Annotated in this window: 23 protein-coding genes; 7 read left to right on the forward strand and 16 right to left on the reverse strand. The window is 64.8% G+C overall.

The genetic code is table 11. The features are described from left to right. Genes topA through HNP71_RS03090 form a run of 5 tightly spaced genes read right to left on the reverse strand, consistent with a single transcriptional unit; the run spans position 1 to position 6,577 of the window. On the reverse strand, positions 1 to 2,646 hold the full coding sequence (gene topA, locus HNP71_RS03070) for a type I DNA topoisomerase (RefSeq protein ID WP_183265398.1): 2,646 nt from the start codon (positions 2,644 to 2,646) through the stop codon (positions 1 to 3). Between the two features lie 12 nt (positions 2,647 to 2,658). After that, complete coding sequence (gene dprA, locus HNP71_RS03075; RefSeq protein WP_183265399.1) at positions 2,659 to 3,789, reverse strand: DNA-processing protein DprA; 1,131 nt, start codon at positions 3,787 to 3,789, stop codon at positions 2,659 to 2,661. A gap of 1 nt (position 3,790) precedes the next feature. Beyond that, a complete protein-coding gene (gene plsY, locus HNP71_RS03080; protein WP_183265400.1) occupies positions 3,791 to 4,387 on the reverse strand; it encodes a glycerol-3-phosphate 1-O-acyltransferase PlsY in 597 nt (198 codons plus the stop codon). Further along, complete coding sequence (locus HNP71_RS03085; RefSeq protein ID WP_183265401.1) at positions 4,384 to 5,655, reverse strand: dihydroorotase; 1,272 nt, start codon at positions 5,653 to 5,655, stop codon at positions 4,384 to 4,386. Before HNP71_RS03085 ends, plsY begins: the two co-directional genes overlap by 4 nt. Before the next feature lie 4 nt (positions 5,656 to 5,659). Then, on the reverse strand, positions 5,660 to 6,577 hold the full coding sequence (locus HNP71_RS03090; RefSeq protein WP_183265402.1) for an aspartate carbamoyltransferase catalytic subunit: 918 nt from the start codon (positions 6,575 to 6,577) through the stop codon (positions 5,660 to 5,662). Between the two features lie 118 nt (positions 6,578 to 6,695). Here HNP71_RS03090 and HNP71_RS03095 point away from each other — a divergent pair, with 118 nt between their 5' ends. Continuing rightward, positions 6,696 to 7,094: an OmpA family protein gene (locus HNP71_RS03095; RefSeq protein ID WP_221246600.1), complete on the forward strand. Its 399-nt coding sequence runs from the start codon at positions 6,696 to 6,698 to the stop codon at positions 7,092 to 7,094. Here HNP71_RS03095 and HNP71_RS03100 read toward each other — a convergent pair. Together HNP71_RS03100 and HNP71_RS03105 are read right to left on the reverse strand one after the other, a co-directional pair. Then, complete coding sequence (locus HNP71_RS03100; protein WP_183265404.1) at positions 7,091 to 7,843, reverse strand: NUDIX hydrolase; 753 nt, start codon at positions 7,841 to 7,843, stop codon at positions 7,091 to 7,093. The two genes, HNP71_RS03095 and HNP71_RS03100, sit on opposite strands and share 4 nt — an antisense overlap. A gap of 337 nt (positions 7,844 to 8,180) precedes the next feature. Then, positions 8,181 to 9,089 carry a recombinase family protein gene (locus tag HNP71_RS03105; protein ID WP_183265405.1) on the reverse strand — a complete coding sequence of 303 codons (909 nt, stop codon included), beginning with the start codon at positions 9,087 to 9,089 and terminating at the stop codon, positions 8,181 to 8,183. A gap of 473 nt (positions 9,090 to 9,562) precedes the next feature. On the opposite strand from HNP71_RS03105, the gene HNP71_RS03110 reads away from it, so the two are divergent. Beyond that, on the forward strand, positions 9,563 to 10,759 hold the full coding sequence (locus HNP71_RS03110) for a methyl-accepting chemotaxis protein (protein ID WP_183265407.1): 1,197 nt from the start codon (positions 9,563 to 9,565) through the stop codon (positions 10,757 to 10,759). A gap of 6 nt (positions 10,760 to 10,765) precedes the next feature. On the opposite strand, the gene HNP71_RS03115 is transcribed toward HNP71_RS03110, so the two are convergent. The 7 genes from HNP71_RS03115 to HNP71_RS03145 are packed head-to-tail and all read right to left on the reverse strand — an operon-like array spanning position 10,766 to position 17,267. Next, the gene (locus tag HNP71_RS03115) at positions 10,766 to 11,554 is read right to left on the reverse strand and encodes an MBL fold metallo-hydrolase (protein WP_183265408.1); all 789 of its coding nucleotides are present in this window, start codon (positions 11,552 to 11,554) and stop codon (positions 10,766 to 10,768) included. Beyond that, complete coding sequence (locus HNP71_RS03120; protein WP_183265410.1) at positions 11,551 to 12,330, reverse strand: TatD family hydrolase; 780 nt, start codon at positions 12,328 to 12,330, stop codon at positions 11,551 to 11,553. Before HNP71_RS03120 ends, HNP71_RS03115 begins: the two co-directional genes overlap by 4 nt. Next, the gene (metG, locus tag HNP71_RS03125) at positions 12,331 to 13,866 is read right to left on the reverse strand and encodes a methionine--tRNA ligase (protein ID WP_183265411.1); all 1,536 of its coding nucleotides are present in this window, start codon (positions 13,864 to 13,866) and stop codon (positions 12,331 to 12,333) included. It abuts the gene before it with no gap. Continuing rightward, positions 13,863 to 14,843: a DNA polymerase III subunit delta' gene (locus tag HNP71_RS03130; protein WP_183265413.1), complete on the reverse strand. Its 981-nt coding sequence runs from the start codon at positions 14,841 to 14,843 to the stop codon at positions 13,863 to 13,865. Before HNP71_RS03130 ends, metG begins: the two co-directional genes overlap by 4 nt. After that, on the reverse strand, positions 14,843 to 15,469 hold the full coding sequence (gene tmk / locus HNP71_RS03135; protein ID WP_183265414.1) for a dTMP kinase: 627 nt from the start codon (positions 15,467 to 15,469) through the stop codon (positions 14,843 to 14,845). The genes HNP71_RS03130 and tmk overlap by 1 nt, the downstream gene beginning before the upstream one ends. Further along, on the reverse strand, positions 15,466 to 16,335 hold the full coding sequence (locus HNP71_RS03140) for an SPOR domain-containing protein (protein ID WP_183265416.1): 870 nt from the start codon (positions 16,333 to 16,335) through the stop codon (positions 15,466 to 15,468). Before HNP71_RS03140 ends, tmk begins: the two co-directional genes overlap by 4 nt. Then, the gene (locus HNP71_RS03145) at positions 16,332 to 17,267 is read right to left on the reverse strand and encodes a lytic murein transglycosylase (protein WP_246344046.1); all 936 of its coding nucleotides are present in this window, start codon (positions 17,265 to 17,267) and stop codon (positions 16,332 to 16,334) included. Before HNP71_RS03145 ends, HNP71_RS03140 begins: the two co-directional genes overlap by 4 nt. Before the next feature lie 120 nt (positions 17,268 to 17,387). Here HNP71_RS03145 and HNP71_RS03150 point away from each other — a divergent pair, with 120 nt between their 5' ends. The 3 genes from HNP71_RS03150 to HNP71_RS03160 all read left to right on the forward strand — a co-directional run bounded on the left by HNP71_RS03150 (position 17,388) and on the right by HNP71_RS03160 (position 20,150). Next, positions 17,388 to 17,840, forward strand: a complete 453-nt coding sequence (locus HNP71_RS03150) for a YcgN family cysteine cluster protein (RefSeq protein WP_183265419.1) — start codon at positions 17,388 to 17,390, stop codon at positions 17,838 to 17,840. Further along, positions 17,837 to 18,544 (forward strand): M48 family metallopeptidase, encoded by a 708-nt coding sequence (locus HNP71_RS03155; protein ID WP_183265420.1) that lies wholly within the window; start codon positions 17,837 to 17,839, stop codon positions 18,542 to 18,544. Before HNP71_RS03150 ends, HNP71_RS03155 begins: the two co-directional genes overlap by 4 nt. 211 nt (positions 18,545 to 18,755) lie before the next feature. Next, positions 18,756 to 20,150: a hypothetical protein gene (locus HNP71_RS03160; RefSeq protein ID WP_183265421.1), complete on the forward strand. Its 1,395-nt coding sequence runs from the start codon at positions 18,756 to 18,758 to the stop codon at positions 20,148 to 20,150. Between the two features lie 57 nt (positions 20,151 to 20,207). Here HNP71_RS03160 and msrA read toward each other — a convergent pair whose 3' ends face one another. Further along, positions 20,208 to 20,732 carry a peptide-methionine (S)-S-oxide reductase MsrA gene (gene msrA / locus HNP71_RS03165; protein ID WP_183265423.1) on the reverse strand — a complete coding sequence of 175 codons (525 nt, stop codon included), beginning with the start codon at positions 20,730 to 20,732 and terminating at the stop codon, positions 20,208 to 20,210. Beyond that, positions 20,725 to 21,138 (reverse strand): EVE domain-containing protein, encoded by a 414-nt coding sequence (locus tag HNP71_RS03170; protein WP_183265694.1) that lies wholly within the window; start codon positions 21,136 to 21,138, stop codon positions 20,725 to 20,727. Before HNP71_RS03170 ends, msrA begins: the two co-directional genes overlap by 8 nt. Positions 21,139 to 21,205: 67 nt before the next feature. On the opposite strand from HNP71_RS03170, the gene ccmC reads away from it, so the two are divergent. Both ccmC and ccmD read left to right on the forward strand, forming a co-directional pair. Further along, complete coding sequence (gene ccmC, locus HNP71_RS03175; RefSeq protein ID WP_183265425.1) at positions 21,206 to 21,979, forward strand: heme ABC transporter permease CcmC; 774 nt, start codon at positions 21,206 to 21,208, stop codon at positions 21,977 to 21,979. After that, positions 21,976 to 22,107, forward strand: coding sequence for a heme exporter protein CcmD (gene ccmD, locus HNP71_RS03180; RefSeq protein ID WP_221246603.1), 132 nt, complete (start codon positions 21,976 to 21,978; stop codon positions 22,105 to 22,107). The genes ccmC and ccmD overlap by 4 nt, the downstream gene beginning before the upstream one ends. Position 22,108 lies beyond the last annotated feature (1 nt).

Raw genomic sequence — 22,108 nt, forward strand, 5'->3', positions numbered from 1 at the left:
TCAGGCGGCGGTTGCCGCCTTCTTGGCCTTGGGTTTGGCGGGGGCTTTGGTTGTCTTGGGCTTGTCCGCCGCCTTTTTGGCGGCGGGCTTGGCCTCGGCTTTCTTGGCCGGAGCCTTTTTCGCCGCGCCCTTCTTGCCCTTGGGCGCCATCACCTTGCCCTTCTCGGCGAGCAGCGCCACAGCCTCATCCAGCGTTACCGCCGTCATCTCCTGCCCACGTGGCAGGTTGGCGACTGTATTGCCCCATTGGGCGTAAGGGCCAAAGCGCCCCTTGCGCACCAGCACGGGTTCTCCATCCTTGGGGTGTGCGCCGACCGTGCGGATCGATTCCTGCTTCTTGGCGATCAAATCCATGGCCCGGTTCAGGCCGAGATGCAGCACGTTGTCATCGCGGTCGAGCGAGGCGAAGATCGCACCCATTTTCACATAAGGACCGAAGCGGCCGATATTGGCCTCGATCTTCTGGCCCGTCTCCGGGTGGATGCCGACGAGGCGCGGCAGCGAGAGCAGGCCGAGCGCCTCTTCCAACGTGATGGTATTACCATCCATGCCCCGCGCCAGAGAGGCGCGTTTGGGCTTAGCCTTCTTGTCGTTCGGGTCCGGCTCGCCCTGCTGCACGTAAAGCCCATAGGGGCCACGGCGCAGCGTGATGTCCTCGCCCGTCTCCGGGTTCTGGCCGAGGACGCGCATGCCGTCCTTCAGGCTGTCATCCGGGTTGTCGCCGCCTTCCACGGCCAGTTTACGGGTGTACTGGCAGGTGGGGTAGTTGGAGCAGCCGATGAAGCTGCCGAACCGGCCAAGCTTGAGCCCCAGGCGGCCACCGCTACAGGAGGGGCAGGCGCGCGGGTCGGAGCCGTCCTCGCGGGCGGGGAAGAAATGCGGGCCGAGATCGGCGTCCAGCGCATCGATGACGTCGGAGATTTTCAGCTCCTTGGTCTGCGCCACGGCGGCTGAAAAGTCGTCCCAGAAGGCGCGCAGCACGGCGCGCCAATTTGCGTTGCCCTCGGCGACCTCGTCGAGCTGCTCCTCCAGATTGGCGGTGAAGCCGGTATCCACGTAGCGCGCGAAGAAGCTGGTGAGGAAGGCGGTGACCAGACGGCCACGGTCCTCGGGGATGAAGCGGCGGGCTTCGAGGCGCACGTAATTGCGGTCGCGCAGCACGGAGAGGATGGAGGCGTAGGTGGAAGGACGGCCGATGCCCAGCTCCTCCATCTTCTTCACCAGCGAGGCCTCGGAATAGCGTGGCGGTGGCTGGGTGAAATGCTGGTTGGCGGCAACGTCGCGCGTCTTGGCAGGGTCGCCCTTGGCGATGGGCGGCAGGATGCGCGTGTCATCGTCATCCTGGGCGGTGTCGTCGGTGTCTTCGCGGTAGAGGCGCAGGAAGCCATCGAACGCCAGGACGGAGCCGGTGGCTCGTAGGGTCTGGCCCGCGCCGTCGGTCAGGTCGACGGAGGTCTGGTCCAGCTCGGCGGCTGACATCTGGCAGGCCATGGCGCGCTTGTAGATTAGCTCGTAGAGCTTCGCTTGCTCGGGGTTGAGCATGCGCGCCACCTTGGCTGGGGTGAGCGAGATGTCGGTGGGTCGGATCGCTTCGTGTGCTTCCTGCGCGTTCTTGGCTTTGCTTTGGTACTCGCGCGGCGCAGCTGGCAGATAGCTCTCGCCGAACTCGGATTTGATCTGCCCGCGAATGGCTTGCACGGCCTCCTTGGCGAGCTGCACGCCGTCGGTTCGCATATAGGTGATGAGGCCCACCGTATCTCCGCCCATGTCCACGCCCTCGTAGAGCTGCTGGGCGAGGCGCATGGTCTGCTGCGAGGAGAGGCCAAGCTTGCGGCTGGCCTCCTGCTGCAAGGTGGAGGTGATGAAGGGCGGCGGCGGGTTGCGGCGGGTACGCTTTTTCTCGACGCTGGAGACGGAGAAGGCCCCAGCGCGCACGGCGGCCTCGGCGGCGCGGGCGGCGGTCTCGTTGTTCAGGTCGAACTGGTCGAGCTTCTTGCCCTGGAAATGGGTGAGCTTGGCCGGGTAGGGCGCGCCGGTGGGGGTGAGCAGCACGGCCTCGACCGTCCAGTACTCGCGGGCCTTGAAGACCTCGATCTCGGCTTCGCGCTCGCACACCAGCCGCAGCGCGACCGACTGCACGCGCCCGGCCGAGCGGCTGCCCGGCAGCTTGCGCCACAGCACCGGCGAGAGGGTGAAGCCGACCAAGTAGTCCAGGGCCCGCCGGGCAAGATAGGCCTCGATGAGCGGCATATCCAGCTTGCGCGGATGCGCCATCGCCGTCTTGATCGCGCTCTTGGTGATCTCGTTGAAGGTTACGCGCTCGACGTTGATGCCCTTGAGGACGTTCTTGCTCTCCAGCATGGCGCGCACATGCCAGGAAATGGCCTCGCCCTCGCGATCCGGGTCAGTCGCCAGATAGAGGGTCTTGGCGCCCTTCAGAGCCTTGGCGATCTCGCCGATCTGCTTGGAGCCGCGGTCATCGGCCTCCCAATCCATGGCGAAGTCCTCGTCCGGGCGGACCGAGCCATCCTTGGGCGGCAGGTCGCGCACATGGCCGAACGAGGCCACAACCTTGTAGCCGTCACCCAAATATTTGTTGATGGTCTTGGCTTTTGCCGGGGATTCGACGACGACGATATCAGTCAAAGGCCGTTCCATTCATAGGTCTTCGCACCGCGCTATCCGGTTGCCGGGGAGTGTTTCCACCCGTCCGGCGAGTTCCAGTTCCGTCACGGCGGCCGTGATTACGGCACTCGACAACTGGCAGCGGCAGGCGATCTCGTCAACTCTTGCCCCCTCGGGGCCGAGCAGGGCAAGGATTTCCGCTCGGGCGTGGGCGAGTTCGGCCTCGCTCATCGCTTCATCCCAGACGGGCGGCGGCTCGGCGAAACCTGTCTGGCCGCGAGTGAACAGCGGGTCGCGCCCCAGCCCTTGGCGGGCAGGATGGTCTGGCAGGTTGGCAAACACGTCTTCGGCACAATCCAGCAGATGCGCGCCCTGGCGGATGAGGTCGTTGGCCCCCTTGGAGCGTGGATCGAGCGGGCTGCCCGGTACGCCGAACAATTCGCGCCCAGCCTCGTTGGCCAGGCGCGCGGTGAGCAGCGAGCCAGAGCGCGGGGCGGCCTCGATGACCACCAGCCCCAGCACCAGCCCGGCGATGATGCGATTGCGCTTGGGAAAATGCCGCCCCAGCGGCGCGGTGCCCAGCGGCGCCTCGGCCACCACGGCGCCAGTTTCGGCGATGCGTTCCTGCAAAGCGGCGTTCTCGGGCGGGTAGGGCACGTCCAGCCCTCCGGGGATCACGGCGATGGTCTTGCCCGCCCGCAGCGCGCCAGTATGGGCGGCGGCATCTATGCCACGCGCAAGGCCAGAGACGACCACGAGCCGCTCGGTTAGGTCAGCGCCCAGATGCTCGGCGAAGCGCATGCCATTGGCCGAGGCGTTGCGCGCCCCGACGATGCCCACGGAACGAGCTGAAAGCAGGGAAACGTCGCCCAGCACGGCGATGGCGGATGGGGCGTCAGGCAATTGCGCCAGGAATTCCGGGTAGCCGGGCGTGTCGAGGAACAGAAACTGCCCGCCCATTCGGGTGACGGCGGCATATTCGCGCTCAACCTCGGCGGCTGAGGGGATGCGCGGCGTGGTGGCGCGACCACCGGCGCGGGCCAAGGCGGGCAGGGCGTCCAGCGCCTCGGCGGGGGAGGGAAAACGCGCGAGCAGGCGGCGATAGGTGACAGGACCGACGCTCTCGGTCCGCACGAGACGCAGCCGCTCAAGTTTCTCCCTCACGTCAGGCGGTGGCCTTCTTCTGGCCGATGCGTGGCTCGGTGCCCGCAAGCAGACGGGAGATGTTGGCGCTGTGCTTCCAGTACACCAGCGCGGCGATGATCAGGGCCAGCAGTGCGGTCTTGGGCGAGGCGAAATACCATGCCGCGATGGGGGCGGCGGCATAGGCCACCAGAGCCGCCAGCGAGGAGAAGCGCAGCGTGAAGGCGGTGAGCAGCCAAGCGGCGCAGCAGGCGAGGCCGAGCGGCCAGCACAGGCCGTAGAACACGCCCAGCCCCGTGGCCACACCCTTGCCACCCTTGAACCCCAGCCAGACCGGGAAGAGATGCCCGAGGAAGGCGAACAACCCGGCCACGAACACGCCGTGCTGGCCATAGGCATGCACCCAGACCACCGCCAGCGTGCCCTTCAGCCCGTCCAGCAGCAGTGTGGTGGCGGCCAGGGCCTTGTTGCCCGTGCGCAGCACGTTGGTGGCGCCGATATTACCCGAGCCGATGGCGCGAATATCGCCCAGCCCGGCGGCGCGGGTGAGCAGAAGCCCGAAGGGAATGGAGCCCAGGAGATAGGCGAAGGCGGCGATCAGCAAATAGGTGGTGATCATCCGAACACTCGCTTTCCAGCCTTCCAAGTGCCGAGCACCACGCCTTCCAAAGCGCGGCCGTCGAAGGGCGTGTTCTGCCCCTTGCCTGGCAGCTTGCCCGATTGCACGAACCATGAGCGCTCCGGGTGGAACAGCACCAGATCGGCCGGGCGGCCACGGGCGATCACACCAGCCTCGATGCCCAGCCATTCGGCGGGTTTCTTGGTCAGCAACGCCAGGGCCTGGGGCAAGGTGAGCTGGCCTTCCTGCACCCGTGCGAGGGTGACGCCGAGCAGGGTGGCGAGACCGCAGCCCCCGGGGGCTGCGTCGGCGAAGGGCAGGCGCTTGTCGTCGGCGTCGCGCGGCTGATGGTCGGAGGCGATGGCGTCGATGGTGCCATCAGCCAGTGCGGCGACCACGGCGAGGCGGTCGGCCTCGGAGCGCAGCGGCGGGGAGAGCTTGTTGTAGGTCCGGTAGTCGCCGATCGCCGTTTCGTTCATGTCGAAATAGGGCGGGGCGGTGTCGCAGGTGACTTTCAGCCCCTTGTCCTTGGCCACACGGATCAGGTCCAGCGCTTCGCCGGTGGTGACGTGGGCGAAATGCACCGCTCCGCCGGTCAGCTCGGCCAAGCGGATGTCGCGGGCGACACAGATCGCTTCGGCGGCGGCGGGGATGCCGGGCAGGCCCATCCAAGTGGCGCGGGCGCCTGCGGTGGCCGCACCGCCACGGGCCAGTTCCGCATCCTCTGGATGCTGCACGATGCGCATGCCAAAGCCCGAGGCGTAAGCCAGGGCGAGGCGCATCAGCCGCGAGGAGGCGATGGTCTTGCCGCCATCGGTGAAGGCGACAGCTCCGGCATCGCGCAGCAGGCCGTATTCGGCCAGCTCCTCGCCCTTCAGGCCGCGTGTGGCGGCGGCGTAGGGCAGGAGGGAGACCGAGCCTGTCTCGATGCCACGGGAGATGATGAGATGCACCAGCGCCGGATCGTCGATCGGCGGAGCGCTCTCGGGCAGCACGGCGATGCTGGTGATGCCGCCCGCCGCAGCGGCCTCGGCGGCGCTGGCGATGGTCTCTCGGTACTCATAGCCCGGCTCGCCGAGCGAGGCGCGCAGATCGACAAGGCCGGGGGCGAGGATCGCGCCCCGCTCCTCGACGATGGTGGCCCCCTCGGGCACGCCGAGATTCTGCCCGAAATCGGCGATCACGCCGCCCTGGACCAGGAGGTCGCCTTCGAGCAGGGACTGCGCGGATTCGTCCAGATACTTGATATTGCGGAATAATGTACTCATCGACTTACCCTCGCGCCAGCGTGTCGAGCACGGCCATACGCACGGCGACGCCCATTTCCACTTGCTCCTGAATGCGCGAGCGGGCGGCATCGTCGGCGATATCGCTGTCGATCTCCACGCCCCGGTTCATGGGGCCGGGATGCATGACCAGAGCGTCCGGCTTGGCATAGGCGAGCTTCTTCCGGTCCAGCCCGTAATAGGCGAAGAACTCGCGCGAGGAAGGCACCATGCCGCCAGTCATGCGCTCCTTCTGCAGGCGCAGCATCATCACGATATCCGCGCCCTTCAGGCCTTCCTCCATGTCGTGGAACACGGTGACGCCAGAAGTGGCGATGCCGCCGGGAATGAGGGTTGGCGGCCCGATCAGGCGAACGAAATTGCCCATCATGGTCAGCAGCAGGATGTTGGAGCGGGCGACGCGCGAATGCGCGACATCGCCGCAGATGGCCACGGTGAGGCCCGAGATGCGCCCCTTGTTGCGGCGGATGGTCAGGGCATCGAGCAGTGCCTGGGTCGGGTGCTCATGCGTGCCGTCCCCCGCGTTGATGACCGAGGCGCTGACCTTCTGCGCCAGCAGATGCGGCGCGCCGGAGCGGTTGTGCCTCACTACCAGCAGGTCGCAGTTCATGGCGTTCAGTGTGGCGGCCGTGTCCAGCAGGGTCTCGCCCTTGGTCACGGAGGAGGTGGCGACGGACATGTTCACCACGTCCGCCCCCAGGCGCCGCCCGGCCAGCTCGAAGCTGGTGCGCGTGCGTGTCGAGTCCTCGAAGAACAAATTGATGAGCGTGCGCCCGCGGAGCAGATCGCGCTGGGTTTTGCCCGAGCGGTTGAGGAGCGCGTAGCTCTCCGCCAGGTCGAGCAGAGAGGTCGCGGTGACGGGGTTGAGCCCCTCGATCCCGAGTAGATGTCTGAGCGATGCCATTATGGCCCCGGTTAGAGCCGGATCGCCCGGTTTTGGCAACATCGGCTGTTGCCAAGTGTGGTGGAAGAGGAGCTAAATCAACGTCAACGAGTAGAGAGGCGGCACGATGAGAAAGGCAATGATCGTCTGTGTTCTGGCTGGGTTGGGGGGCTGTGCCGTACCGCCGGGCGATGCGACTCCGGTCGGCCCTGCGACTCCGGTGTTCTTTCAGCCTTACTCGGCGGCGCTCGACGTCCCGGCCGAGGCGGTGATTGCCTCAGCCGCCCAGGCGGCCAAGGCATCGCCCCAGGTGCGTGCCGTCGTGACCGGGGCGGCGGATAGTGTGGGCAGTGAGAAGGTCAATTACTACCTCTCGGAGACCCGCGCCCAGATGGTGGCGGATATGCTGGTGCAGGACGGTGTGCCGGAGGACCGGATTGAGATCCGCGCCAACGGCATTACCCCGGCCTTGTCGCCTATCCCGAACGGCACGCCGGCGCAGTCGGCGCGGCGGGTGCTGATCCAGCTGGTGGATTAAGGACGCCCGAGGGTGACGGGATAGCCTGCATCCTCGGGAATGCGCAGATGCGCCGCGCCGTCGATTTCCAATGGCTCGGGCGTGATGACCCGCCAGGGCGTGGCGGCCACGTGCGTCTGTAGGGCGGCAAGGCTGGGGTGCGCGGCCAAACGCTCCAGGTTGCGCGCCGTGGGGAACATCAGCCGGTGCGTGCCCGTGGCAGCATCATCTAGCGCGGTCTTGGCGGTGAGCCAGAGCAGATGCGCGGCCTCGTCGGCATCATGCACGGCTTCGGCCTCGCCCTCGCGCCGAGCCGCGTAGAAGCGTGTGTCGAACAGCCGGTGCTGCAAATGCTTGGGATACCAGCGGCTGAACGGCGTGAGCAGAGCGAGGTCCAGACTGTGGCCGGATTTGGACAGGAGCGCGCTGAACGCGCCACCAGATTTCAGCGCCGCGCGCCAGGCGGGGATATTGGCGGGCAAAAGGGCGGGGCGGATGGCCACGGCGATGCCGGTTTCCTCCAGCGTCTCGCGGATGGCGGCAACACGGGCGGCGGAGTCATCGGCTTCATCCGGTGCGTTGCGGGCAAGGGTTGGGCTGGCGGCGATGGCGTGGTCATCCACCTCAACCCGCCCGCCGGGGAAGACCAGCATTCCGGCGGCGAAGCGCATCGTCTCCGTACGCTGGAGCATCAGATGCCGGGCGGGGCCGGGGGCTGATTCATCGAACAGGACAAGCGTGGCGGCGGGGATATGCGTTGGCGTTTCCATTTTCGCCCAGGCTAGGCCCCGCCGCCCCGGCTTGGCAAGAGGTTATGCCCGGGCCAGCGCCGGGCGTACCATGAGAAAATACAGCGCGCTGGTGGCGAGGCCGAAGCGCACGAAACTGGCGGCGACGATGACGCTGGCCAGCACGGCGGCGGAGATCTGCGCATTGGTGGTGAGCCCGTAGGCATAGGCGCTGAAGACCAGCAGTGCCGTGAGGCTCCAGGGGGCTGACCAAGCCAGCAGCCAGCAATGCCCAGCCGGGTGAACGAATACAGCCAGAGCCCTACTTTCAGCACCGCGCCCTAGGCTAATCCCAGCCAGATGGCCAGCGCCAGCGTGGCTACGATACTAAACCGAGCTTCTCGGCCTTGCCCAGGAGATGCCTGACCGAGGACGGGTGCCATCTGGTTCCCCCGCGCGGCGTCCGTTCGTTCATGGCTTCGAGTTGCGCGGCGATCTGCTGGAGCGTGCGTTCAGGCGCCGCAGCGGTGATCCCGGCAACCAGCCGGACCAAGCGGTCGTCACCTTGCTGGGGTTTGGCGCGTTCAAGCAATCCGGCTTCAAGAATTCCCTCTGAGACCAAGCGCTGAACGGTGCGGCGAAGACGTTCGACCGTCCAGTTTTCCGTGCCGTTCTGGTTCAGAACCCTGACCACATCGCCCCAGGGCTGGCCAGGGCGCATCCGCCTTACCGTCGGCAGCCAGGAATCGAGCTGTGCGACGAGGTTTTCAAGGCGGGCTGCGTCACGGCGCGCGCGGACCTTGCGGAAGGCCTCGGGGTCGCCGGCGCGCAGGCCTGGATTGCCGCCGATACGGCCACGGCTCCGCGCGGCGTCGAGCCCGGCTTTGGTGCGTTCGGAAATCAGCGCCCGCTCAAGCTGAGCCACGGCGCCCAGCACTTGCAAGGAGAACATGCCCTGCGGGGTTGAGGTGTCGATCGGGTCGCGCAGGCTGCGGAAATGCGCGCCGTTTGCCTCGATCTGGCCAATGACGGAGAGCAGGTGGTTGACGGAGCGGGCCAGACGGTCGAGCCGCACGACCACCAGGGTGTCGCCGCGCCGGATATCGCGCAGCAGCTTGGCCAGAACCGGCCGGTTGCGGTCGTCGCCGGAGGCGCATTCCTCCAGCACCATGTCGCAGCCTGCGGCCCGTAATTCGTCGAGCTGCGGGTCGGTGTCCTGGGCCTCGGTGGAAATGCGCGCGTAGCCAATCAGGCGGGGAAGAGGGGTGGATCTGGAATTTTCAAGCATGCGCAAAAATAGCGTAAGTATCTGTAATAACAAGATAAAAAATTTTTACACAGCAAAATACAGTTGGAAATGGCCGTTTGTAAAAGTGTCCATAGGTTAGTTTTAATATGTAATCGGCAATATGCCCCGTTACCGACATGCGCGGGCGGCTTGGAGGGGGCGGCGGAACAGGGAAGGGGGGCGGGGAGCGGCAAAATCGAGGCATTTCTGACGCGGATGCGGGGCCCGGCAGGCCTACGGATCGGCGGCTTCACGCCTCTGAAAGTATTGATTTATCCGATGAATGCGCCGCACATATTGATTTTGAACCAGTCAACTCAAGGGGCACTTCCGCGGCCATAGTTTTGAATTCGCGCGCGCCTTAAAATCGCAGAATCAATATTATGGAAAGTAATATGCGAGGCAGCACGTTAAGCAGCTGGAAAGGATTGTGTCGCATGATCGGGCCAGCGCGCCCACCGCCATATGGAGTGATGCCTTTGGAACTCGTGCTGACGCAAGAAGAAGCCGTCCACCAGCCAACCATAACCGTACCGGAAACTTCGGGGCGCGCCGCCAGCACGATGCAGCGTGTGAAAACCATGGTCACAGGGCTGGAGCGCCGCTTTCAGGAGATCGCCTCGATCGCCGACGTGATCAACCACGTGGCCAAGCACACCAAGCTGCTTTCCTTCAACGCGACCATCGAGGCGGCACGGGCTGGTGAGGCCGGGCGCGGTTTCTCCGTGGTGGCCTCCGAGGTGCGGACCCTGGCCGAACGCACAGCCAGCGCCACGGCGGACATCAACGAGATGCTGCCCCAGGTAAAGCAGGAAATCGCCGAGGCGGTGCGCGGCGTGGAACAGGAGGAAGCCGAGGCCCTGCTGCAAAGCGCCATCCGCCTGGCCGGGCTGGAGGCAGCCAGGGTCGAAGCCTGGTTCAGGCAGATCGCCGCCACGCTGCATGCGCTGAAACATGCCCTGGTGGGGCTTCGCAAGTCGGAGGGGGCACTCTCCCGCCCCGCATTCAACGCGGTAATGACCGAATTCCTGACCAATAATCCGGGGCTGCTCGCCCTCGCCTGCTGCATGGAGCCCAACGCGTTCGACGGACGGGACGCCGAGTTCGTCAACACCGAGGGCACGGATGCCTCGGGCCGCTTCGTCTCCTACTGGTACAGGGGCAACGGTCGGATCGCCGTGGAGCCGCTCCAGGGCTACGACACCCCTGGCCGGAACGATTACTACGAACTGCCCCGCCGCACCGGGGCTGATGTGATGATGGAGCCCTACGATTACCCCGTGGCCGGGAATATGGTGAAGATGACCTCCCTGATGTCTCCCCTGAAGCTGAAGGGACGGTTTGCCGGGGTGCTTGGGGCGGATTTCCTGCTCGACGAACTGCAGGCCGAGCTGTCCCGCAACAAGCCCTTCGGCACGGGCAATCTGTTGCTGCTCTCGCATGGCGGCATGTACGCCACCCATCCAGACGCTCTGCGCATCGGCCAGACAGCCTCGGACCTGTCTTCCGCGGCGCGGCAGGCCGTTTCGGTTGGGCGGCGTTATGACTACGTTGATGAGGCTGGCATCGCCCGCATCTTCCACCCACTGCAAATAGGCGCCGCCAACCAGCCATGGGCGCTGATGCTGGTGTTCGATATTGCACACACCCTGAACCACGGGGCCAAGTAGAGGGGGTTAAACCTCCAGCACCATGCCGTCATAGCCCGGCTCTATGCCGGATGGCAGGGTGTTGCATAGCGTGCGGTAGTCCATATCCGGGCCCAGATGCGTCAGCACCGTGCGTTTGGGCTTCAGCCGCTCCACCCAGGAGAGCACCGTGGGCAGCCCGGCATGGGTCGGGTGGTCCTGCGCCGGGGTGAAGCAATCCACGATGAACAGATCCAGCCCTTGCAACGTCGCGAAGGCGGTGTCGTCAAACCGCACCACGTCCGTGCAATAGGCGGCATTGCCCAGGCGCAGCCCGAGCGAGCGGGAATAGCCGTGGTCCTGGTCCAGCGGCAGGATGGCGGTCCCCAGGACCTCGAACGCTTCACCGGGCGCGACGATATGGTCGTGCAGCACCGGACGGCCGAAAAAGCCGCCATTATGGGGCTTGAACGCGTAGCCAAACCGCCGCTTCAACTCTTCCCACAGTGCCTCGGTGCCATAGCAGGGCATCGGCGCGTCCATGATACGGTTGAGGATGCGGACCTCATCGATCCCGGCCACATGGTCGGCATGCGCATGGGTGTAGATCACCGCGTCAATCCGCCCGATGCCGCAGCTTGTGAGCTGCATGCGTAAATCCGGCGAGGTGTCCACCAGGATATTTTTGTTTTCAGCGGTTTGAACAACGATGCTGGTACGCGTGCGGCGGTTGCGCGGCTCGTTCGGGTCGGTCCTGCCCCAGTCGCCGCGCCCATCCGGCCCGCCGATCTGTGGCAGGCCAGCCGAACCGCTTGTGCCCAGCAGGGTGAACTTCATGCCGCCTTCCGGAACAGCGTCTTGAAGTTCCGCGTGGTGAGATCGGCCAAGGCTTCCGGCGTCATGCCCTTGATTTCGGCCAATCGTGCCGCCGTGTAGGCGGTATAAGCGGGCTCGTTGCGCTTACCGCGGAACGGCACGGGGGCGAGGTAGGGCGAGTCCGTCTCCACCAGCAGGCGGTCCTCCGGCACGTCCCTGGCGATCTCGCGGATATCCGGCGCCTTGGGAAAGGTAAGCATGCCCGAGAAGGAGATATAGCCGCCCATCTCCAGTGCGGCCTCGGCCAGAGCGCGGCTGGAGGAGAAGCAATGCAGTAGGAAGCCGAATTCCCCACCCCGCTCCCGCTCTTCGCGCAGGATGCGGGCGATATCGTCATCGGCATCGCGGGCATGGATGCATAGCGGCACGTTGGCGAGTTGCGCGGCGCGGATATTGGCGCGGAAATTCTCGGTCTGAATGTCCTTGGGAGCTTTGTCGTAAAAGTAATCCAGCCCGGATTCGCCGATCCCGATCACCTTCGGGTGCTGCGCCAGTTCGGACAGGGCCTCAGGCGCGACGACCGGCAGCACATCAGCAGCGTGGTTGGGATGCACCCCCACGCATGCCCAGACATTATCAAAATTCTCTGCAATGTCAATGGCTTGTTTAGACTGTTCGAAAGTCACGCCGATCGTCACCATCTCCCCTACCCCCGCCTGCACGGCGCGCGCGACAACCTGTTCGCATTCGCCGGGCTGGTTGAAATAGTCGAGATGGCAATGGGTATCGACGAGCATTCAGGCCGCCTCCACCACGCGCGGGAACAGCCCCGAGGGGGCGGGCAGCGCCGTGCCTTCGGCCAGTCGCGCTTCCAGGATGGTGAGCGAACGATCTTCCCCAACCCCGAGATAATCAAGCAATTTGCCCATGGTCTCGGGCATGAACGGTTGCAGCACCACCCCCACGCTGCGCAGCACGGAGGCCAGCGTGTACAGCACGGTGTTCATCCGGTCTGTGTCAGACTTGCGGAGCGTCCAGGGCGCTTGATGGTCTATGTACGCATCGGCGGCCCGGATAACCCGCCACGTGGCGTCAAGAGCCTCGTTAAAGGCCAATCGGTCCATCGCCGCCCGGATCTGCTCCGGCAACTCCGCCGCCAGAGCTAGCAGAACGTCGTCGGCTTCGTGCAGCGCGCCACGCGGCGGCACGGCGGCACCCGCGTTCTTGTTGATGAAGGAGAGTGTGCGCTGGGCCAGATTGCCGATGCCGTTGGCAAGGTCGGAGTTGATCCGCCCGATCAGCGCCTTGCGGGAGAAATCGCCATCATTGCCGAAGGGCACCTCGCGCAGCAGGAAGTAGCGAACCTGGTCCAGACCGAACTCCTCCACCAGCGGGCGGACATCGATGAAGTTGCCGAGCGACTTGCTCATCTTCTCGCCCTCGACCGTCCACCAGCCATGGCTGAACACGCGCCTGGGCAGGGGCATACCGGCGGCCATCAGGAAGGCCGGCCAGTACACGGCGTGGAAGCGGATGATCTCCTTGCCCACCAAATGCAGGCTGGCCGGCCAGTAATGGGCGCGCTCACCGTCCATCTCGGGGTAGCCGCAGGCGGTCAGATAGTTCTGCAGCGCGTCGAGCCACACATACATCACATGCTGCTCATCCCCCGGCACCGGAATGCCCCAGGAGAACGAGGTGCGGGAGACGGAGAGATCGCGCAGCCCGCTACGTACAAAAGAGAGGATCTCGTTGCGTTTGGCCTGGGGCGCAATGAAGCCCGGATTCTCCTCGTAGAAGGCGAGGAGCTTGTCTTGAAAAGCGCTGAGTTTAAAGAAATAGCTGGGCTCGACCACCCATTTCACCTCGGCGCCCGAAGCGATGGCGACGCGCGTGCCGTCCGGCTTCACGCTGGTCTCTTCCTCGTCGTAGAAGGCTTCGTCGCGCACCGCGTACCAGCCCTCATACTTGCCGAGATAGATCGCCCCACTCTCCCGCAGCTTGGTCCAAAGTGCTTGGGCGGAGCGCTTGTGCCGTGCCTCGGTGGTGCGGATGAAATCGTCGTTGGAGATGTTCATCACCCGCGCCATGTCCTGGAAATCGGCGGAGACGCGGTCGGCGAATTCCTGTGGCTCGATCCCGGCGGCGCGGGCGGCGGCTTCCACCTTCTGGCCGTGCTCGTCGGTGCCGGTGAGAAAGAACACGTCATGCCCTTCCAGCCGGTTCCAGCGGGCCAGCGCGTCGGCGGCGGTGGAGGTGTAGGCATGGCCGAGATGCGGCGAGCCGTTCACGTAATAGATCGGCGTGGTGATATAGAAGCTTTGTTTGTTCATGACCTGTGCAATTGCGTGAGCGCCACGACGACCGCGGCGCGTTTGTCGAGGTTGAGGCCGATCACCTCTCGCTCCATTTTGCCGAATTCCTGCCAGAGCGAGACCTCGGCGGCAAGATTGCCCCCCCGCCCTGCCCGCGCCGCAGCCCGCGTGCGCGCGGCGAGGCGCCCGCGCAGCAGGGAGAAAAACGTCTCGAACTTGTCCGCCCCATCCACGGTGCGGGCCACGGTGTCGGCAATCGCCTGGGCGCGGGCGGGGGCGACCGGGGCATCCAGCGCCTCGTCCACCAACTCGGCAAGGGCAATCCCCCCTTCCGCCGCCAGCGAGAGCGCGGTGCCGATGCTCCCCTCCGCCAACTCGATCAACCGTTCCCGCGCGGCAAAATCCAGCTCCGGCGCGTAATCCTTCAGCAGCTCGTGCATTTCGGTCTCGCCCAGCGGTGCCATGGGCAGCATTCGGCAGCGCGAGCGTATGGTCGGCAGCAGCCGCCCCGGCGCCGAGGTCGCCAGCAGCAGGATCGCCCGTGGCGGCGGCTCTTCCAACAGCTTCAGCAGCGCGTTGGCGGCGTTGGTGTTCATGTCCTCCGCGCCGTCGATGATGACGACGCGCCAGCCGCCCTCGGCCGGGGTGAGGCGCATGAAGGCGCTGGCCTCCTGGATGGTGGCGACGACGATCTCGCTTTGCAGCTTCTCGGTCTTGGCGTTGATGCGCCGTTCCACCGTGAATAGGTCCGGGTGCGTGCCCGCGGCCACGCGGCGGAACACCGGCGAGATCTCGGGCACGAACAGATCCGGTGTTTCCGCGCCTTCCAGCAGCCAGCGGGCGAAGCGGAAGGCCAGCGTGGCCTTGCCGATGCCCGGTGGCCCGGCCAGGAGCCAGCCATGATGCAGCCGCCCGGAAATGGCGGCGTGGTAGAGTGAGCCCACGGCCCCCTCATGCCCGCGCAGCAGAGCGTTGGCGCGTGGTTCGTGGACCATCAGCGCCCTGCCCTTTCGGCTATGAGCTGTCGCAGTTGGGCCACCACCTCCTTCGGTGTACCAGAAGAGTTGACCCACAGGCAGCGCCCAGGCTCTTTCGCCGCGATCGCCTCGAACCCGCGCATCAGCTTGGCGGTAAAATCCTCCCCCATGCTCTCGTAGCGGTCAGTCGCTCCAGCGCGGGTGACAAGCCGGGCCTTGGCCACATCCTCGGACACACGCAGGAAGAAGCTGAGATCGGGCACTAGATCGATCAGCCGGATCAGGCTGTCCACGACCTCAACCCCCACCCCCTGGGCATAGCCCTGATAGGCCATGGTGGAGTCGTAAAAACGGTCGCAGATGACGATAGCCCCGCGCTCCAGCGCTGGGCGCAGCACGGTTTCCACATGGTCAGCCCGGGCAGCGAAGTGCAGCATGGTCTGGGCCAGCGGGTGCAGCGGCGTCTCGGTGCCCAGTAGCAGGGCGCGGATGGCCTCTGCACCCTTGGTGCCCCCTGGCTCGCGCGTGGCCAGCACCTCATGCCCCTCGGCGCGCAGCAACTCGGCAAGCCCCTTGGCGGCAGTGGATTTACCCGCCCCCTCCCCGCCTTCCAGCGTGATGAACAGACCGGGATAACGGTTCATCGAACGATGATTTCGGGGTCCGGGATGCCCACCTGCAGCATCTGCTGCAAGGCGGCATCGGCATCCGCCACGGTGTGGTACGGCCCGGCATTCACCGCCCAGAGCGGACGGTCGCCGCCATAAACAGGAACCACGCGCGCCGGCAGCCCCGGAATGCGCGCCAAGGTACGGAAGCCATCACGCTCATTGCCAAAGCCCGGCACCTGGACCCAGAGCGGCCCTGGCCCCGGCGCCCCCTGCGTCACTTGCCCTGAGAGGGTGACGGTCTGGTTCAGATTCCCCCCATTGGCGCTGGGGCCGAGCTGCTGCACTCCGCCCGTGGCAGCCCCGCCGCCCGGAGGCGCAAGAGACTGCGCTGTAATCCCGGCCACGGGAGCGGCGGTCAGCTTGGGCACCGCGCCCAGAGAGCTTTGCAGCGCCATGGTCTGGCTCTGGTTCAGCTTCACCTCCACCTCGACAATGCCGCCAGACGGGAAGCTGAGCAGCCGCGCCACGCGCGGGGTGACGGACAGGATACGCCCCGGCTGCATCGGCCCGCGATCATTCACCCGCACATCCACCGAGCGCCCGTTCACCAGATTGGTGACGGTGACGATGCAAGGCAGTTGCAGCACTGGCGAGGCTGCCGCCAGCGCGTCCGGGTCGTAGCTCTCATTATCGGCGGTATAGGCGGGACCACCATCCGTGATGACGGTTGCCAGCCCGGTGGCGTCGTAATCGTTCACCTCGCGCGGGTAGAACCACTCCCCGCCCGCCTGATACGGATCACCCACCGTGTATTTCACCCCACTGGGTGAAGGAGGCGCCACGGTGTGCGTGCAGTTGGCGAGGATGGCAAACAGGCCGATGGCGTAGCGGTTGATCATGCGGTGAGCACCATGCGCCCCAGCGCGCCGACGGCCAGGGCATAGAAATCGGATGGGTTATAGCGGCGGATCACGGAGAAATTGGCATAGACCAGAAAGGCCTGACCGCCAGGACCATCGGGCAGCAGCAGCGCCGCAGGGGTATCGGGCGGCAATGGCACGGCGCCCGGCAGGCGCTGAATCCCGCGTCCCTGCCAATAGCCGAGCGTGCGCACCAGCTTCCGCCCCGTTCCATTTGGCCCAATGCTGCGGGGGGCAAACACAGCCTCGCTGGAGGGTAGCCCGGTCTGCCACCCGGCCTTGGCCAGGTAATTCGCCATGGAGGCCAGGCTGTCGGCATCCGAGTGCCAGATATCCGGCGCTCTAGCCCCTGAAAACGACACGGCGGTGGAGAGATACACGTTGGGCATGAATTGCGGCTGGCCCATGGCCCCGGCATAGGAGCCCATCAGCCGTCCCGCAGGCGCGTCGCCCATGGCGATGATGCGCATCGCGTCGATGACCTGCCCGCCAAAGAACTTGCTTTGCCGCTCCCAGGCCAGCGTTGTCAGCGCGTCGATGACGTGGAAGTTACCCTGCGACACACCATACCCGGTCTCGATACCCCAGATGCCGATCAGCGGCTCGGCGGAAACACCGAACCGGCTGGTCATCGCCGCCAGCAGGTTGTGCGCGCCCGCCGCCTTGGCTTGGCCGTTATCGATGCGCGTCTGGCTCAGCACGCGCGAGGAGTAATCCGCCCAGGTCATGGTGAATTCCGCCTGATGCTGGTCGCGCTTCAGCACGTCCTGGTTGGGCTTCAGCCCGGCAGTGGTGCTGTGCACGATGCCCGCCGGAATCCCGGCCGCCAGGGCGCGGGTACGCAGCTTGGCGAGAAAGGCGGAAAAGCTCTCCGCTTGCGCCGCACCCGCGGCACAAAGGGACATAGACATGCCGGCGAGAAATGCGCGTCTTTCCATGGCCGGACTTTGCCACGCAGCACTGCCGCGCCGCAACAGCGTGGGCCGCGTTATCTGCTGGCGGTGCCGATACGCGCCCTCTATGTAAGGCGCATGACATTCTGGCGTGAAAAGAAGCTCAGCGAGATGAGCAAGGAGGAGTGGGAGTCGCTTTGCGATGGCTGCGGGCGCTGCTGCCTGCATAAGCTGCGCGACGACGACACCGGCGAGCTTGAATTCACCAACGTGGCCTGCAGGCTGCTGGACGTGAAAACAGCCCTCTGCAAGGACTATGCGAACCGTCGCCGCAAGGTGCCGGATTGCGTGCAGCTTACCCCCGAGGCATTGGCTAAAATAGACTGGCTGCCGCCAAGCTGCGCCTACAGGCTGCTGCAGGAGGGCAAGAACCTGCCGCCCTGGCATCCGCTGCGCTCGGGACGGGCGGAAAGCGTGTTCGAGGCCGGGGCCTCGGTGGCTGGGCGCTGCATCTCGGAGCGCGACGCAGGGGAGCTGGAGCATTACCTCACCGACTGGCCGGGCAAAATGCCCCGGCGGCGCAGGGCATGAGCGCAGAGGATCTGCCGCCCGAGCTGGTGCCGGTAAACGGCGCGCTGACTACCGTAGCCTTCCGCCGCTCGGTGCGGGCCAAGCGGATTTCCCTGCGCATAGACACTTCTTCTGGCGGGCTGCTCATCACCCTTCCGATGCGCGCCTCGCGCCGCGCAGGTCTGGCCCTGTTGCAAGCGCATGAGGGCTGGGCCGCGGAGAAACTGGCCGCCCTGCCCCAAGCGTTACGCTTTACCCAGGGGGCGGCGGTGCCGGTACATGGGGTGCCGCATGTCATCGGCCATGTGCCAGGTGCTCGTGGCGGTGCCTGGATCGAGCCGGGGCGGATTCTGGTGACCGGCGAGCCGGATTTTCTGGCCCGCCGGGTGACGGATTGTCTCAAGCGCCTCGCGCGCCAGCATCTCACCGCCATGACGGCGCAGAAAGCCCAGGCGGCGGCACTGAAGCCGAAGACTGTACGCATTAAGGACACGCGCACCCGCTGGGGCTCCTGCGCGCCAGATGGCACGCTCGCCTTCTGTTGGCGGCTGATCTGCGCGCCGGACTATGTGCAGGACTACGTGGTGGCGCATGAGCTGGCGCATCTGCGCCATATGAATCACGGCCAACATTTCTGGGCGCTGACCGAAACCCTCACCCCGCACCGGGATGCAGCCTCCGAATGGCTCACCCGCAACGGGATGGAGCTGCTGCGTATCGGCTAGGCAATAAGCAGCAGCGAGAGCGTGGCGGAGGGCATGTGGCTTGTGGGCTCGGCCTTTTCCGAAAAGCCATGTCTTTTTGGCTATAAAAGTTAATCATTATAGAATTAGTGTTGTTTATGTGGCATGCTCTGTTGCAAGGGAGTGACAGGGAGTGTTATAGCCAATTTCCCTATTAACCTTACAGGAAATAGGTTGAACTTGGGTTCGATGAATGCGTAAACTAATTTTAACCACGGGAGCCTTCCTGGGCGTATTGTTTGCCGTCCCTGGCAACGCCCATGCCCAGCCGGTCAAGCCCGTTCCCGCGGGGACGATTTCCTTGCATCTAAACGGTTATTTCCAGTTCGGCCTCGACGATGTCGGCTCTACTTTTAATAATTACGGAGGCATGAAGCTAAGCCCGGTGAGCACCAACGGCTCGCTGCGCATTTATCCGGGGTTTGACGCCACGACCATCGGCGGCATCAGCTACGGTGTGTATACCGATTTGCGCGACGCCTTTTATAGCGGCGACAAGGGTTCGACCGCCAACTCCGCCTCCACCAGCAATGGCACCATATATGTCCGCCGTGTCTATGGGTATATCGGCACCCCGAATTACGGTTATGTCCGCTTCGGCCAGACCGACGGCGCTTTCTCCCTGCTGCAGACCGGCGTGATCGAGGCCTTCGGTGATGGAACCCAGTATGCCAGCACGGACAGCACCTCCGCCATGGTGGTGCCGGGCAACGCGCTGCCGGGCCAGTTCATCTATGCCGACCAGGGAGCGCTCTACACCACCAACAAGGTGGTGCTGATCTCGCCCGCGGTGCGGGAGCCTTATCTCGGGGGCAAGTTCTCGGGCATCTTCTCCTATGAGCCGAACAGCAATGGCCTGAAGGAGGGATATGGCAGTTATTGCACCATGGCGGGCCCCACCTGCGCTGGGGTGACCTCGGCCAGCACGTTCACCTCCACCCTGGCAACCGAACGCAACAATACGTTCGATTTCATGGGCCAGTACGCGTTCAAGCTGGGCAATTTCGATAGCAAGATCTCCGCCGGCATGATCGACGGCACCCCCGTCCGCTACACCGGGGCGCTGGTGACCAGTAGCACCACTTCCGGCGTCGTCACCTATACGGGCAATTACGGCTACCGGCTCAAAGAGTTGCAGGTTTACCAGGTCGGCGTGCAGACCATCTATCATGGCCTGTTCACGGATACCGACGCCGTAACCCTGGGGGCGAACATCAAGTGGGGCCAGACGCTGGATGCCTACGCGCCCGCGCCCGATGGCGCGCGTGATGCCCTGGCCTACAGCGTCAGCGGCAATTACGTGATCGGGCCTTATGTGCTCGGCGCCAGCTTCTTCGATAGCCAGACCGCCGGCAATTACGTGCCTTACGTGGTCAACGCCAAGACCGGCGCCGTCACGCACAGCACCGAGGCAGGCACCCTGTCCGAATACGGCCTGGCCGTTGGCGGAAACTACGTCATTGGCAAGGATCTGAGCCTGTACCTGCAATATCTGTACGCCCACCGCCACCAGCCGGGTAACGGCAACCTGCAGAACGGCAACGCCCAGATGCAGATGGTCAGCCTCGGCGGCACCTTTAAGTGGTGAAGCCCTGACAAATTGGTTGCGACGGAAGGGGACGGAAAACCGTTCCCTTTTTGCTGTTCAGGCTTTTAGCCTGTCGCGGAACGCCTTGCGCAGCTTGGCGATCTTGGGCGCGATCACCGCTTGGCAGTACCCTGACCACGGATTACGCACGAAGTAATCCTCATGCTCCTTCTCCGCGGGGTAGAACACGTCCAGGGGCGCGATCTCGGTGACGATCTTCCCCCAAACAGGCGAGAACTTCTCCACAGCCGCCTCTGCCGCCGCCTTCTGCTCCGGCGAGGCGTAGTAGATGGCCGAGCGGTATTGCGTGCCGACATCGTTGCCCTGGCGGTTGAGCGTCGTCGGGTCATGGATGGTGAAGAACACATCCAGCAGATCGGCATAGGAAATCACCGCCGGATCGTAGGTGATCTTTACCACCTCGGCGTGGCCGGTCGTTCCGGTGCAAACCTGCTTGTAGCCTGGGTTCGGCACATGCCCGCCAGCATAGCCGGATTCCACCTTCTCCACCCCGGCCAGTTCGTCGTAAGCAGCTTCCAGGCACCAGAAGCACCCACCGGCCAGAACCGCGCTCTCAGCCATCAACCCCTCCCATCTCGCAAAGCATTTTCCAGTGTTCCGCGCTCACCGGCCCCACTGAAAGGCGCGAATATTTCAGCAGCGCCAGCTCCGCGAATCTGGGGTCGGCCTTGATGGCCGCAAGGGTGACGGGTTTTTTCAGCGGCTTCACCGCCTTCATGTCCACGCACACCCAGGGGCCGCTCTCGGCGCTGGGGTCGGGGTAGGCCTCGCGCACCACCTCCACGATACCGACAATCTCCTTGCCGATATTGGAGTGGTAGAAGAAGGCTCTATCCCCCGGCCGCATCGCGGCCAGATGCTTCTTCGCCAGATGGTTGCGCACGCCCGTCCAGGGCTCGACGCCGTTCTTCACCTGTTCATCCCAGGAGAAGGCATCGGGTTCGGATTTCACCAGCCAGTAATTCACCATGCTGCAACTGTATCGCAATTGAGCGCCGCTTCAAATTTCCCCCGGCTTCACCTAAAAACAAGATATGAACGAAAACGTCCAAACAATCGGCCTGCCAGCCAAAACCGGCGGATGGCTGCATTATCTCGCCAATCCTGGGCGTTTTTTGCGCACCATTCGGCCCATCCTGCCCTGGGCGGGGTCTGCTTCGTTCATTCTCACCGTGGTTGGCATCGTCTGGGGCTATCAATTTGCCCCGGCGGATTGGGAGCAGGGCGATGCCGCGCGCATCATGTATGTCCACGTCCCCGCCGCCTGGGTAGCGATGGCGGGGTACGCCGCGCTGGCTTTATGCTCGCTGTTTTCCATCGTCTGGCGGCATCCCCTGGCCGATATCGCGGCCGAGGAGATCGGCCCGGTGGGCGCGGGCTTCACCTTTGTCTGCTTGGTTTCGGGCGCGCTCTGGGGCAAGCCGATGTGGGGCGCCTATTGGGTATGGGATGCCCGGCTGACCTCCGTGCTGATCCTGTTCTTCCTATATCTCGGCCATATCGCGCTCATCCGCGCGTTCGACAACAAAGCCCACGGCTACCGCGCCGCCGCCATTCTGGCGCTGGCCGGGGCGGTTAACCTGCCGATCATCGTGTACTCGGTGCAGTGGTGGAATACGCTGCACCAAGGCAACACCATCTCCATCTCGGGCGGGGCGAAAATCTACGTGACCATGCTCTACCCGCTGCTCATCTGCACGCTGGGCTTTTATCTCGGTTTTCTTACCATGGTCTGCGCGCGCATCGCCGCCGCCATCTGCGAGCGTAAGACGGCCTCGCTGCTCTTGGCCGCAGTGGAGCGCGGATGATGAACAACTGGCCCTTCATCAACGGCGCTTACGGCGTCACCGTGATCTTCCTCATCGCCGCCGCCGGGCTGACACTTGCCCGTTACCGGCGCGCCATGGCTAGGCTCAAGCAGGCGGAAGAGCTGTAAC

It is taken from the genome of Acidocella aromatica (genome assembly GCF_014201825.1).
Lineage (GTDB): Bacteria > Pseudomonadota > Alphaproteobacteria > Acetobacterales > Acetobacteraceae > Acidocella > Acidocella aromatica.